Here is a 12,786-nt window from a genome sequence, read left to right as displayed (position 1 = left end):
ACGGGCCGGACCGGGCTCCCGGGACACAGCCCCGGGAGCCCCTCGGCACGGTCAGGAGACGGCGCCTTCGGTCCAGGCGCGCTTGAGGATCTCGTCGACGGTCTCGTCGACCGTCTGGTGCGAGGTGTCGAGCCACAGCCCGATGCGGGGCGTGTCGTCCTTGAGTACCTTGTCCAGGTCCTTGGGCTGCCAGTCGGGGCCGTAGCCGGTCTTGGAGCGCTTCTCCTCCAGGCGGGCCACGACGTCCGGGTCGGGTGCCAGCACCACCACGGCCAGCGGACGGCTCCGGATCATCTCGGTGATCTCCGCCAGGTGCTCGCCGAGAAGGATGTCCTGCAGGACGGCTGTGAAACCCGCTTCGGCGTAGGCGTCCGCGGACGCCGCGGCCAAACGGTGCCGCAGACGGAGTTGCGCGACGGCCTCCGGCGGAGCCTCGGCGGTCATGTGCGCCTGGCCGTTGACGATCATGCGGCGGAACGTGTCGCCCCGCACGTGTGCCGAACGGGGCAGGCGCTCGGCGAGGGCCTGCGCGACGGTGGACTTGCCCGCGGCGGAAATACCCGAGATGACGATGACGCCGGGGGTTTCGTCACCGGGGACGGAGGCGGGACTGGTTGTGTCGGTCATGGACGGGCGGGATTCCTCTCTTGTGCGTGGACATGGACACCGCGTGCGGCAGCCCGGGCGACGTCGGCCGCCTTCAGGCGCGTTCGAGGACCACCAGGTCCATCGAAGCCGGACGCCGCGTGGAAACGCCCCAGGTACCCGGTTGGGGATCCCGGCGCATACGCAGACCGTGCCGTGCCGCCACCGACAGGAGGTACTCCAACCGGTAGGCGATGGCGTACGTGGGCTCCTCCTCGGAGCCTGGATCCACCGCGTGATACTCGGCCTGCGGGCGATGAAAAGAGAAGAGGTGCCTGCTGACCTGGGACGATGGGAGTTCCTACGCCCACACCAGTCCCACGAAGCAAGGCACCTCGTAAGTGAAAGTCTCCCACAGGCCCGCGGAGCTCTTCGCCGCGTTCGACGACCCTGACCTGATCGCGCACGCCGGGCTGGTCCCGACGTTCCGGCTGGCCGAGCGGTGCGGTCTGCCCGCTCTGGTGGCCGAGAAGGTCCACCTGACCACTGCGAAGAACGGGGCCGGTACGGCCGCCGACGCGAAAGCGATGTCGATCGTGGGCGGCATGGTCGCCGGGGCGGACAGCATCGACGACCTGGACATACTGCGTCACGGCGGGCTGCCGCGCCTGTTCGGCGGGGTGCGGGCGCCCTCCACGCTGGGCAGTTTCCTGCGTGCCTTCACCTGGGGGCATGTGCGCCAACTGGAGTCCGCTGCACGGGCGTTCACCTGCCGCCTGGCCGCGCACACCGGCCTCATCCCGAAGCGGGACGAGGTGGTGTTCGTGGACATCGACTCCAAGGTCAAGCAGGTCTACGGCCCTGCCAAGCAGGGCGCCTCCTTCGGCTACACCAAGCAGCGCGGGCTGCACTTCCAGATCGTCACCGTGAAGACGTCCACCTGCGCCCCCGTGATCGTGGCCACCAGGCTGCGCAAGGGTTCGGCAGGCTCCGGCAAGGGCGCGGCGAGTCTGCTGCGCGAGGCACTGGCCACGGTCCGGGCCATGGGCATCACCGCCCAAGTCGTCGTCCGCGCGGACTCGGCGTACTTCTCCCACAAGGTCGTCGATGTGTGCCGCAAGGCCGGCGCCGCGTTCTCTCTGGCCGTCGCGGTCAAGAAGACCATCCGCGAGGCCATCGCGGGCATCCCCGAGGACGCTTGGACGCCGATCAAGTACGCCAGCGCCGTCTGGGACGCCGAGGAGGAACGCTGGATCTCCGACGCCGAGATCACCGAGATCCCCTTCACCGCGTTCACCAGCAAGAAGAAGGCGTTCCACACCACCGCACGGCTCATCGTGCGCCGCGTGAAGCGGCTGAACCCCACCGGCGTGCCCGCCGGCCAGGCCGAACTGTTCGGGGTCTGGCGCCACCATGTGATCTTCACCGACAGCCCCTTCGTCCTCGCTCAGGCCGAGCCGATGCACCGCGAACACGCCGTCATCGAGCAGGTCTTCGCCGACCTGGAAGACTCCGCCCTCGCCCACCTGCCCTCGGGGAAGTTCACCGCGAACGCCGCCTGGTTGACCCTGGCCGCCACCGCCTACAACCTCACCCGTGCGAGCGGCCACCTCGCCTCCGCCTTCCACGCCAAGGCGAGGACCGGCACCATCCGCCGCCACCTCATCAACATCCCCGCCCGGATCGCCACCGGAGCCCGCCGCCTCACCCTCCACCTGCCCGAACGCTGGCGCTGGTGTGACGACTTCACCGACCTGTGGACCGCCACCGGCCAGCGCATGCTCACCTGAACCACGCAGCCGACCTGACCACCCACGACCTGAAAAACCTCGGAGACCCCGCACCGGACGGCCACCCGGCCCATCGTGCTGCCCGCACCCCGAAAGATCACCCCGAGCCCGCCGGATACCGGAGACGAGAATTCACGCGGTGGATCCAGGCGGAGTGCACGTAGTAGCCCCCGTGATCCTGCGTGAAACTGAAGGCGGTCGCTCCGCGCGCGATGTTCGCGGCGACCGCGTCGTCCACCAGATAGGCCGTGTCGAAACACTGCCCCCCGGGCCGCAGGACCCGGGAGGACTCCGCGAGGTAGTTCTCCATCTCGGCCGGGCGTAGATGGCTGATGAGCCCCACCAGCGCGGCGATGTCGAAGGCCGCGTCACCGGCCAGGAACCGGCAGTCGGCCGCAGAGAGCGTCCCTTCCGGGTTGTAGATCTCCTGGCGGATGTCGACGTGGGCGAAACGGAAGGTCGGATGGCGGGGAGTGATCGTGCGGGAGCACCATTCGATGGCGTGCGGCACGATGTCGAAGCCGAGGTAGGAGCCCTCGGTGAGCACGTCCGTGAGCGGCACCGCGATGCGCCCCGCGCCGCATCCCGCGTCCAGTACATCGTGACCGGGTCCCATGCCGAGTTCGTCCCGCACGTACGCGGTGATCCGGCGGCCCACTTCGAGGAAATCACCGTTGCCGATGAAGCGGCGGTAGCGTCGGGGCGGCAGCAGCGGGTGCTCCCTGCCCCGTACGGCGTCCCACAGGTCCAGCGCCTGCAGTCCGGCGTTGTACCCCGCCCTGCGTAATCGTTCCAGGCTGCCGACGGTGCGTACCGCTGGGCCCGCTCCAGGTCTCGCCGCTGCTGCGGATCGGCATCCGGCAAGGTGAGTTCAACGAACCCGCGACCGTCGCGCAGAACGCCCTGGGACGTGATGCTTCCGGTGAGGATCATTGAGGTGGCGCCGGTGGTGATCTTAACAAGGTCACCATGCATCGGCCGGGGCCCGGGGAACGAGGTCACGCCTCCACCCCCGCCAGAGGAACTTCAGCGATCGGCCGCCACATGATGTGCGCGCCGTCGTGCCACTGCTCGACAAGGTGTAGGCGGTCCACGACTACGGTCCCGGACAACGGCTGCTCGATGGCCGCCAGGGCGGCCCGGAGAGGGACCGCATCGACTTGCTGAGCCCCGTCCGAAGCGTAGGCGAGCGACATGTGGGGGTAGCGGCTCGGTGCGGTCTTGAAGGCCGCACCTGTACCGGCGGTCACCTGGGTGAGCGCGTCCACGATCTCAGAGTGCGGTATGTGGCGTTCTGTCGGTCTTGTCGTCGCTCGATGGTGTGACGTTGGGGCATCGTTGCCGGTCAGGCGTTCGGGGTTCGCTTGGGTTGTGGCATGAGCATGCGCAAGCCGTACCCGAGTGATCTCACCGATGAGCAGTGGGAGCTCGTCGAACCCGTGATCACGGCGTGGAAGGCCCGGCATCCGTCGGTCAGCGGGCATCAGGGGAAGTACGCGATGCGGGAGATCGTGAACGCCATCCTCTACCAGAATCGCACGGGGTGTCAGTGGGAGTTCCTGCCCCACGACATGCCCCCGCCCGGAGCGGTGAAGTACTACTTCTACCTCTGGCGCGACGAGGGCACCGACCAGGACATTCACGACCTGCTGCGCTGGCATCTGCGAGAGAAGCGGAAACGATTAGCCGACCCGAGCCTGGTGATCCTGGACACGCAGAGCATCCACGCCGCAGTCGGTGTCCCGGCCACGACGACCGGCAAGGACGCCGCGAGAAGGGTGCCGCGAAAAGGGTGCCGGGGAGGAAGAGATGCCTGGCCGTGGACGTACTGGGCCTGGTCGTGGACTGCGTCGTCCTGCCCGCCTCCGCGCACGAGAACACCGCCGGCATCGCCCTGCTGGACGGTGTCGCCGGGCAGTGCGACACCGTGGCCAAAGCCCTGGTCGACCAGGGCTTCAAGAAGAAGGTCGTCGATCACGGCAAGAACGTGGGCATCGACGTCGAGATCGTCGAGCGCAACCCGGCCGGCAAGGGCTTCGTCGTGCAGGCCAAGCGGTGGATCGTGGAGCAGACGAACGGGATCCTGATGTTCTACCGCCGTCTCGTACGCGACTACGAACACCGGCCCGCCTCCTCCCGATCCCGCGTCTTCTGGGCGATGACCTCCGTGATGAGCCGCCGACTCACCGGAGCCACCCTCGCTTCCTGGAGGACCACGTGAGCGAGAACCCACAGGTCAAAGCCATCCTGGAACACATCGAAACCCGCGAGCGTGAACTAGCCGACCAGGCCGGGCAGTTCCGGGACCGCATCGAGGAGCTCAGAGTGCGGCTCGGCGAGATCGACGCGGAGAGCGAGAACCTGCGCATCACCCGCAAGACCCTCCTCGCTCTCCCACTGCCCACACCCGCCACTGAGCCGGACCGCCCCGACATCCCGGACCACCCCGCCTACCAGCAGATCCTCACCGCCCTGGCCGACGAGGGCCGACCGATGCGCGCCCGCGACCTCTGCCAGGCCCTCGACCTGCCGACCCTCCCGAAGAACACCGAAGGCATCCGCTCCAAACTGAAACGCCTGGTCAGCCGCGGCATCCTCGTCGAACCTGAACCCGGCTTGTTCACCCGCCCCGAGACCTGAAGGCCACCCCGAACCCACGACCAGCGGTCCTTCCCCAACCCTCAATCACGAAACGGACAAGAGCTTACGTTCCGCACTCTCAAGTCGCCCGGACGCTTCGCCCTCGTCTTCCTGCGCGGCGGCACGCGCGGCCTTGATCGCATAGGCAGCCGCGCCCAGTTCGTGGGCGGCGACGTGTGCGACGACCGCAGCTTGGCCGGCAGCGGAAGCGGCACGCCGTGCTGCGCCACGCAGGTCTCCAATGATCACGAAGCCCGCGCCTGCTCTGCGATGCACCCCAAGCAGCCACGGCCCGACCAACCGCCCGACCCCGGAACACGCCCAAGCCCCGGGGCCCGGAGTACCTCGCATGGCTCGGCGAGCAGCCCAAGGCCACCCATCTGATGGGAGCGAACACCTACCGCCCGATGTCGGGCTTCGCCGCGGGCGAGGTCCCGGACGGCCGACCGGTCGCGATCGACCGCCGGACGCACTCGGCCCAGACCGTTTTGCCGCCGGGATGGTGGGGTTCGCAGCCCCAGGCATCGGCGAGTGAGGCGACGAGGAGCAGACCGCGCCCGGACTCCCCGCCCCTGTCCTCGTCACCGCATCCGCCCGATGCCGGTTCGGGCAGGCGGTCACCCCGGGCGTCCGTGACCTCGATGCGCAGGGTGCCGCCCGCGAGGGTCAGGGCGAGGCGGGCGGCACGGCCCCGTACGCGGCCGTGCAGGACGGCGTTGGCGGTGAGTTCCGCGATGAGAAGGGAGGCCGTGTCCGGGTCTTCGGTCGCGGCCACGGCCTCCGGGCGGTCCCGCTGGTCGACGAGCCAGCGTTCGGCGGCGTGGCGGGCGATGTGGGCGCCGCGTCTGCTGGTGGGGAACGCGAGACGGAAGTGACGGATGGTGGCGGGCGGTTCACCGGTGCCGGTGACGGTTCGTTGGATCACCTCACCGAGGGTGACGGAATGGCTCTACCGTGTGGAGAACGCGAGACAGTACGGCGGACGACTGTCCCGGCGCGAAGGCCGGGCTGTCCGGGCGTACGGCCGTGACCTGGCCGGACGTCCAGCGGTTAGCCCCTGGTACGACGGAACTGGGTGGTGGTACGGGATGGTGGCACAGGCGAGCGGTTCGGGGACTCCCACCGGCGGTGAGGCGGACGGCACCGACGAGGTCGCCGACCTCTTCCGTGCACTCGGACGACAGATCAAGGTCGCGCGAGTACGAGCCGGGATGAGCCAGAAGGAGTTGGGCGACCGACTCGGCTACGGGGAGGAGACCATCTCGTCCGTGGAACGGGGACGCCGAACCCCGCAGCCCGAACTACTGCTCGCGGTCGATGAACTGCTGGAGTGCGGTGGCCTGCTGGCCTCGGCCGCCGACGACGTGCGGCGGGCGCGAACACGCAGGAGGGTGCGGCATCCGGAGTGGTTTCGCGACTACGCACGGCTGGAGGGGGAGGCGGTTGAACTCCACTACTACGGCGCACTGTCGCTGCCCGGCCTGCTTCAGACCGAGGGGCACGCCCGCGCCGTCTTCACCGCGCGCAGGCCCCTGCTCGACGAGGAGACAATCGGACAGCGGTTGATTGCCCGGCTGGCTCGACAGGAGCTCCTGACGCGGTGGCCGCCGCCTCTCGTGACGTTCACCGTGGAGCAGTCCGTCCTGCAACGGCCGATCGGCAGCCGGGAGGTGCATCGGGTGCAGTTGAAGCACCTGCTGGAGGTCGCCCCACTGCGGAACGTGGAGCTTCAGGTGATGCCGACCGACCGTTCGGACCACCCGAGTCTGGGCGGCCCGTTCACACTGCTCACTCCAAAGGGGAGGCCTCAAGTCGGCTACCTGGAAGTGCAGAACGTCAGCAGGCTGGTGACCGATGCCGAGGAGGTCCGTATGCTTGCGGCGCGCTACGGCAGCATCCGCGCCCAGGCCCTCACTCCGCGAGAGTCCCTGGCCCTTATCGAAAGGTTGCTGGGAGATCTATGATCACCAAACAGCCCATGCGCCTCATCTGGTTCAAGAGTACGTACAGCAGCGGTGAAGGCGGGGAGTGTGTCGAGATCGCCGCCGACCGGGCCGCCGTACGCGTACGGGACACCAAGGAACAGGGCACCGGTCCGCAGCTCGCCTTCACCCACGCTGCGTGGGCCGGATTCGTCGCGGACCTCGGACGGGACGGCATCTGACCCACCCCGCCCGAGGCCGCGACGCTCGGGCCCGCCGTTCGGCACGACCCTTCGCGGCAGGCCGACGGCGCGCGAGGCCGGGGCCTGGAGGTGGGCCCCTTCCGCCGGGGCTCGTGCCCGAGCCGCGCCCCGGCCGGACGGCCGACGACACGGCATGGCAGGGTTCGCACGAGGGTCCCTCGTGAGGTGCGCGCTCCGCTGCCGAGGACGGCGGACGGGAGGAGGACACATGCCCGAGATCGGACCGATACCCGACACTCTGGAGTACCTGACCGGCCGCTGGCGGGCCGAACGGCACGTCCGGGACGTCGCCGCCGACATCACCGGCCGATTCGAGGGGACGGCACTGCTCTCGCCTCCCGCCGACGCAAGCGCCGGGTTGCTGTACCGCGAGACCGGCCGATTCGCCTGGCGGGGCACGACTCGCCGGGCCGAGCGGACACTGTGGTTCCGTCCCGCCGCCGACCCCGGCGCCGCCGAGGTGTTCTTCGCCGACGGCCGTCCCTTCCACGACCTCGACCTGCGAAGTGGACTACACCGGGCGGAACACCCCTGCGCCGCCGACCACTACCGGGGCGAGTTCACCGTGTTGGACGCGGACCGGTGGCGCGCCGTGTGGAGGGTCCGGGGCCCCGCCAAGGACCTGTCGCTCACCACCGAGTACACCCGGGACCGCTGACCCCACCCTCGTCATGGGCACCCGGCGCGGGCATCGCGGGCGCGAGGCGACGGAGCCCGCAGCCGGGGCCTGAAGCAGCGGCCTTGGGCGACGGAGTCGCTTGCACCCGGATCGGACGCTGCCCACACTGGTGTGGTCGGGGTCACTCGCGAACGGCTCCGGCGATGGTCTCCCGTCGCGGACCCTGGTGGCACATCCGCCGCCACCGCCCGGCGGGTCGGGCCGTGGCACGCCCGCCGGGACACCCCGGTCCCCGGTGCCGCGACCCCCGGCCATGGACACCACCGCTCCGTACAGGGTGAGGAGGCCCCCGCAGATGCGCGCAACCAAGGGCGACCGGCTGGTGCAGCACGGTCGCGTGGTCGGGCAACAGGACAAGGTCGCCGAGATCGTCGAGGTGATGGGCGAGGAGGGCAACCCGCCCTACCGCGTGCGCTTCGAGGATGGGCACGAGGCCGTCTGCTCCCCGGGGCCGGACTCGGAGATCCGGCACCGCGAGACGACCGAGCGGTAGGCGCGCCGCGCCCGGGTGAGGCGGCCGGTCCGCCGCGCCCGGGCCCGACGACCCCCTGCCCGCCCGAACACCGCGCGGGCGACTCCCCCGGCTTTCCCCCGGAGAGGGCCCTTGTGCCCGACGCCACGTCGTGGGCCTTTTCCCCTGCCCCGGGTCTCGTGGTCACTCGTCTCCGCCGCCGCTCCCGTCTCGGCTCCTCCATGGCACGTCCTCCGCCGCTCCCGGAGCCCTTTCCAGCGGGGAACCCCCGCCCCGGGGCGACGGGAAACTCAGGGACGCGCCGCCCCACGACCCGTTCCGTGGCTCGGCGCCCCACGACCCGCCGGACGTGTCGCCGTCCACGAGGGGGCGCCCGGGGCCCCGGGCGGTGACAAGGCACGCCCGGGCCCCCAGGCGCCGGCGACCCGACCCGGCGACCCGTGCCCTGGCGACCCGGGGGTAACCTGCTCGGTCTAGGCGGCCCATCGGCGACCCCGGGGGTCGCCGCCGACGGAGTACAGCGAAAGGGACGATGTGACCGGCATCTCGGGAGATATCACGCGCGTCGGTGTGGTCGGCTGCGGGCAGATGGGCGCGGGAATCGCCGAGGTGTGCGCCCGCGCCGGCCTGGAGGTCATGGTCGCCGAGACCACCGGCGAGGCCCTGGAGATCGGTCGGACCCGTCTGTTCAACTCGCTCGCCAAGGCGGCCGAGCGCGGGAAGATCACCGAGGAGCAGCGGGACTCCGCACAGGCTCGGCTCGGCTTCACCACGGACCTCGGCGAGTTCGCGAACCGTGATCTGGTGATCGAGGCCGTCGTGGAGAACGAGCAGGTGAAGACCGAGATTTTCCAGGTGCTCGACCAGATCGTGAGCCGACCGGACGCGATCCTGGCGTCCAACACGTCCTCCATCCCTCTGGTGAAGCTGGCGGTCGCCACCTCGCGGCCGGACCATGTCATTGGCATCCACTTCTTCAATCCGGCCCCGGTGCAGAAGCTGGTCGAGTTGATCCCGGCTCTCACCACCTCCGAGGGCACCCTGGGACGGACCCGGCTCTTCGCGGAGAAGGTGCTCGGCAAGCACGCCATCCAGGCCCAGGACCGTTCGGGATTCGTGGTCAACGCGCTGCTCATCCCGTACTTGCTGTCCGCGATCAGGATGTTCGAGTCGGGGATCGCAAGCCGCGAGGACATCGACAACGGCATGGAGATGGGGTGCGCCCATCCGATGGGACCGCTGAAGCTGGCGGACCTGATCGGCCTGGACACCGTCTCCTCGGTCGCCTATTCCATGTACGAGGAGTACAAGGAGCCGCTGTACGCGGCTCCGCCGCTGCTGCAGCGCATGGTCGACGCGGGACGCCTGGGCCGCAAGAGCGGTTCGGGCTTCTACGCCTACGCCTGACCTGGGCAAACGTACTGCTCACCGAAGAACAGAGCAGTTCTCCGCACAACACTGAAGGCCGCTCTCCGACGCCCCGGTGAGCGGCCTTCAGTGATCATTCTGGAGTCGAGGGGCTATGGGGGGTTCGGTGGGAGGTCGGCACGTCAGGGGATGCTCAGTAGTGGACGATGAAGCACACGTGGTTCGTAGGCAGGGCATGCCCACCGTCAGTTCGTCTCCGGCCCGAACCGGCGCTTGTACGCCGATGGTGTGATACCGGTTTCGCGGCGCATCAGCGTACGCAGATTGGCAGCGGTGCCGAGCCCGCTGCGTCGCGCCACGACCTCGAAGCGGGACTCACCTCGCTCGATCAACCGGCACGCCAGAGCAAGCCGTTCCCCCGTCAGCCACGCCAGTGGCGTCGTGCCCAGCTGCGCCTGGAAGCGGCGATGCAGAGTCGCCGGACTGACCGCCGCACGCGCCGCTAGGCCGGACACGGTGAGCGGTGAGTCCAGCCGCTCCTGGGCCCAGGACAGGACAGGTGCCAAGGACTCGTCAGGCAGGTCAGGGATGGGGCGCTCCACGAACTGACGCTGCCCGCCGTCCCGGTGCGCCGCGAAGACCAGCCGCCGGCTCACGGAGTTGGCGACCTCGGCGCCGTAGTCGCGGCGGACCACATGCAGCCCAAGATCGAGCGCAGCTGCACTGCCTGCCGCGGTGAGGATGTCACCGTCGTCCACGAACAGCACGTCTGCTTCCAGCCGGACAGAGGGGAAGCGGGCCCGGAAGGAATCCGCCCACTGCCAGTGCGCGGTGGCCCGCCGCCCGTCGAGGACGCCGGCCTCGGCCAGCGTGAAGGCGCCGCTGCAGAAGCCGACCAGGCGCGCACTGCGGGCGCGTGCCCGGCGAACGGCATCGAGCACGTCGGGACGGCGGGGCACTTCGACGTCCGGACGGTTGGGGACGATCAAGGTGTCCGCCGTGTCGGCCGCTTCCAGGTCGGCGACGCCCGTGAGGGTGAAGAATCCGTCTCGCATCAGGGTGCGGGGCTCGGGCGAACAGAGCCTGAAGTCGTACAGATCACGGCCGATCTCCGGTCTGCGCAGACCGAAGACCTCGGTCGCGCAGCCGAGCTCGAAGGGGTTCGAGTTCTCGTCCACGATCACGACAACCCTGTGTGCGCCCGCCGCGTGAGCTGCGTGCGAGGATTCTTTCGCCATATGCAATTTGTAGCACTCACCCGGTCGGGCGAAACGGCTCAGGATGAGCACATGAGCAGCGAACCCATCCCCCTCAGCAAGGCCCTGACCACCTTCGATGCCTTGTGGAGCCCCCGCATCGTCACGCGCGTCAACGACTACGACGTCCGCATCGCCAAAGTCGAGGGCGATCACATCTGGCATGTACACAATGATACTGACGAGTTCTTCCTGGTGCTCGACGGCGAGTTGCGCATCTCCCTGCGCGAGCCCGACGGGGAACGCACGGTCCTACTCCCGCAGGGGGCGGTCTTCACCGTGCCCCGAGGCACAGAGCACAAGCCGCACTCTCCGTCCGGCGCCGCAATCCTCATGTTCGAGCCCACCGGGACACCGACCGTGGGCGATCGCCACGACGAGATCCCAGGGCACGTCGACTCGACAACCGGACACACTCTCAGCACCTGACCCGCCAGGCTTCGGATACGCCACTGAGGCTCCCTCCCGGAAATGATCTTCGCGAAGTTGAGCGAACTGCCGTTTCGGCGTGAATCAGGCAGGCGGGCTCTGGTCGCGGACAAGCGTGAAGCCCCTGGTAGGACAGGTCTCACCACAAGACCATGTCCATAGCCACCAGAGGCTCCACATTGGTCACCTTGTTGCCACGCTCGACGTCCCGCACCACGTCGTCGAGTTCCTGGCCCGGCCGCCGGCCTCCCAGCGGCAGCGGATCGGCACACCGAAGGGCTCTCGCGCGCTGGACCCGTTCAGACAGGCGGCGCTAGTGGCGCGCGCGGCCCTCGTCCTCAACGGAATCTGGAAGTGATCACCGTTGAGAAAGCCTCACTGCGCAGGGTGCTTGGTGGTAAGTGCGAGGCAGTCGGTCTGGTATACGTAGGCGTCGGGAGACTCGGCCAGGTGCGGGGAGGCTGTCCATGGCGAAGATCATCGGACTGGGTGGCCTCACGTCGCGGAGCGCACTGACTGAGTCGGGGGCCGGGATCCTGCTCACTGGGACGCCGACCGGATGCCTCGGTGGTCAGCCGGGGACGCCTGTGTCCTGCCCGATGATCACGCCCGGCCGGAGGGCTAAGCGGAGTGCCCGCCGTCCACGGCGAACTCGGCGCCCGTGACGTATGCGGCCTCCGGTCCCGCAAGGAAGGCCACCAGGGACGCCACCTCCCGAGGTGCGCCGAACCGCCCTAGGGCCGTCATCGCGGCCTGTGGCCCGGCGTACGGCCCGTCGGCGGGGTTCATGTCGGTGTCCACGGGACCCGGGTGGACGATGTTCGCGGTGATTCCGCGCCCGCCCAGCTCCCAGGCCAACGCCTTGTTCAGCCCGATCAGCGCCGACTTGCTCATCGCGTAGAGCGTCCCGCCCGGGGTCGACGCCCGCTGGGTCACACAACTGCCGATGGTGATGATTCGTCCACCGGGGCCCAGGTGCGGGGCCGCTGCCCGTGTCGTGAGGAATACTCCGCGCGCGTTGACCGCGAGGACGTGCTCCACATCAGCTGCGGTCAGTGCCTCCAGCGGCCCGAGTACCCCCACACCGGCATTGTTGACCAGCACGTCGAGCCGCCCGAACTCCCGCACGGTCCGTTCCACCGCCGCGCCGGCAGCCGCCGGATCCGCGGAGTCAGCCCGCACGGCCAGAGCCCGCCTTCCCAGCGCCTCCACCTTCCCCGCCACCGAGGCCGCAGCCTCCTCGCCGCGCACATAAGTGAACGCGATGTCGAAACCGTCCTCGGCGAGCTGCAGCGCGACCGCCGCCCCGATCCCACGGCTCCCACCGGTCACCAGCACCACTGCGTTACCGTCCATGCCGTTCCTCCCGCATCGATTGACTG

At 69.3% G+C, this 12,786-nt stretch carries 15 protein-coding genes and 3 pseudogenes; 10 read left to right on the top strand and 8 right to left on the bottom strand.

Annotation, left to right across the window (positions count from 1 at the left end):
• Window positions 1–51: 51 nt before the first annotated feature.
• Together JEK78_RS19765 and JEK78_RS19760 are read right to left on the bottom strand one after the other, a co-directional pair.
• The gene (locus tag JEK78_RS19765; protein WP_200261520.1) at window positions 52–627 is read right to left on the bottom strand and encodes an AAA family ATPase; all 576 of its coding nucleotides are present in this window, start codon (window positions 625–627) and stop codon (window positions 52–54) included.
• Between the two features lie 73 nt (window positions 628–700).
• Window positions 701–877, bottom strand: coding sequence for a hypothetical protein (locus JEK78_RS19760; RefSeq protein WP_200261519.1), 177 nt, complete (start codon window positions 875–877; stop codon window positions 701–703).
• 109 nt (window positions 878–986) lie between these two features.
• Between JEK78_RS19760 and JEK78_RS19755 the strand changes: the two genes are divergently transcribed.
• Complete coding sequence (locus JEK78_RS19755; RefSeq protein WP_200261518.1) at window positions 987–2,375, top strand: IS1380 family transposase; 1,389 nt, start codon at window positions 987–989, stop codon at window positions 2,373–2,375.
• 97 nt (window positions 2,376–2,472) lie between these two features.
• Here the strand turns inward: JEK78_RS19755 and JEK78_RS19750 are convergent, their stop codons facing one another.
• Window positions 2,473–3,033 (bottom strand): class I SAM-dependent methyltransferase, encoded by a 561-nt coding sequence (locus JEK78_RS19750; protein WP_200261517.1) that lies wholly within the window; start codon window positions 3,031–3,033, stop codon window positions 2,473–2,475.
• A gap of 340 nt (window positions 3,034–3,373) precedes the next feature.
• Window positions 3,374–3,643 (bottom strand): hypothetical protein, encoded by a 270-nt coding sequence (locus tag JEK78_RS19745; RefSeq protein ID WP_200261516.1) that lies wholly within the window; start codon window positions 3,641–3,643, stop codon window positions 3,374–3,376.
• 108 nt (window positions 3,644–3,751) lie between these two features.
• Here JEK78_RS19745 and JEK78_RS19740 point away from each other — a divergent pair.
• Both JEK78_RS19740 and JEK78_RS19735 read left to right on the top strand, forming a co-directional pair.
• A pseudogene (locus tag JEK78_RS19740) lies at window positions 3,752–4,596 on the top strand (IS5 family transposase).
• Window positions 4,593–5,015 carry a hypothetical protein gene (locus JEK78_RS19735; RefSeq protein WP_200259772.1) on the top strand — a complete coding sequence of 141 codons (423 nt, stop codon included), beginning with the start codon at window positions 4,593–4,595 and terminating at the stop codon, window positions 5,013–5,015. The pseudogene JEK78_RS19740 and the gene JEK78_RS19735 overlap by 4 nt, the downstream one beginning before the upstream one ends.
• Window positions 5,016–5,093: 78 nt before the next feature.
• On the opposite strand, the pseudogene JEK78_RS19730 reads toward JEK78_RS19735, so the two are convergent.
• Window positions 5,094–5,252 (bottom strand): annotated as a pseudogene (locus JEK78_RS19730) (putative immunity protein); the annotation flags it as partial.
• Window positions 5,253–5,350: 98 nt separating this feature from the next.
• Between JEK78_RS19730 and JEK78_RS19725 the strand changes: the two are divergent.
• Window positions 5,351–5,461 (top strand): annotated as a pseudogene (locus tag JEK78_RS19725) (deaminase); the annotation flags it as partial.
• Here JEK78_RS19725 and JEK78_RS19720 read toward each other — a convergent pair.
• Window positions 5,413–5,940: an ATP-binding protein gene (locus JEK78_RS19720; protein ID WP_200261515.1), complete on the bottom strand. Its 528-nt coding sequence runs from the start codon at window positions 5,938–5,940 to the stop codon at window positions 5,413–5,415. The pseudogene JEK78_RS19725 and the gene JEK78_RS19720 sit on opposite strands and share 49 nt — an antisense overlap.
• A gap of 163 nt (window positions 5,941–6,103) precedes the next feature.
• Here JEK78_RS19720 and JEK78_RS19715 point away from each other — a divergent pair, with 163 nt between their 5' ends.
• The 5 genes from JEK78_RS19715 (at window position 6,104) to JEK78_RS19695 (ending at window position 9,758) form a co-directional block, all read left to right on the top strand.
• Complete coding sequence (locus JEK78_RS19715) at window positions 6,104–6,979, top strand: helix-turn-helix transcriptional regulator (RefSeq protein ID WP_200261514.1); 876 nt, start codon at window positions 6,104–6,106, stop codon at window positions 6,977–6,979.
• Window positions 6,976–7,179, top strand: coding sequence for a DUF397 domain-containing protein (locus tag JEK78_RS19710; RefSeq protein WP_200261513.1), 204 nt, complete (start codon window positions 6,976–6,978; stop codon window positions 7,177–7,179). Before JEK78_RS19715 ends, JEK78_RS19710 begins: the two co-directional genes overlap by 4 nt.
• A 229-nt stretch (window positions 7,180–7,408) precedes the next feature.
• Window positions 7,409–7,858 (top strand): DUF6314 family protein, encoded by a 450-nt coding sequence (locus JEK78_RS19705; protein WP_200261512.1) that lies wholly within the window; start codon window positions 7,409–7,411, stop codon window positions 7,856–7,858.
• A 316-nt stretch (window positions 7,859–8,174) separates the two neighbouring features.
• On the top strand, window positions 8,175–8,372 hold the full coding sequence (locus JEK78_RS19700) for a DUF1918 domain-containing protein (RefSeq protein WP_200261511.1): 198 nt from the start codon (window positions 8,175–8,177) through the stop codon (window positions 8,370–8,372).
• Between the two features lie 513 nt (window positions 8,373–8,885).
• Window positions 8,886–9,758, top strand: a complete 873-nt coding sequence (locus JEK78_RS19695) for a 3-hydroxybutyryl-CoA dehydrogenase (protein WP_277953050.1) — start codon at window positions 8,886–8,888, stop codon at window positions 9,756–9,758.
• A 206-nt stretch (window positions 9,759–9,964) separates the two neighbouring features.
• Here JEK78_RS19695 and JEK78_RS19690 read toward each other — a convergent pair whose 3' ends face one another.
• Complete coding sequence (locus JEK78_RS19690) at window positions 9,965–10,957, bottom strand: helix-turn-helix domain-containing protein (protein ID WP_200264264.1); 993 nt, start codon at window positions 10,955–10,957, stop codon at window positions 9,965–9,967.
• A gap of 51 nt (window positions 10,958–11,008) precedes the next feature.
• Between JEK78_RS19690 and JEK78_RS19685 the strand changes: the two genes are divergently transcribed.
• Window positions 11,009–11,404, top strand: a complete 396-nt coding sequence (locus JEK78_RS19685) for a cupin domain-containing protein (RefSeq protein WP_200261510.1) — start codon at window positions 11,009–11,011, stop codon at window positions 11,402–11,404.
• Between the two features lie 621 nt (window positions 11,405–12,025).
• On the opposite strand, the gene JEK78_RS19680 is transcribed toward JEK78_RS19685, so the two are convergent.
• A complete protein-coding gene (locus JEK78_RS19680) occupies window positions 12,026–12,760 on the bottom strand; it encodes an SDR family oxidoreductase (protein ID WP_200261509.1) in 735 nt (244 codons plus the stop codon).
• Window positions 12,761–12,786: the final 26 nt, after the last annotated feature.

The sequence above is a fragment of the Streptomyces sp. HSG2 genome, assembly GCF_016598575.1.
Taxonomy (GTDB): Bacteria; Actinomycetota; Actinomycetes; order Streptomycetales; family Streptomycetaceae; genus Streptomyces.
Note: the sequence above shows the minus strand (reverse complement) of the source record. Positions and strands in the feature narration are given on the sequence as shown.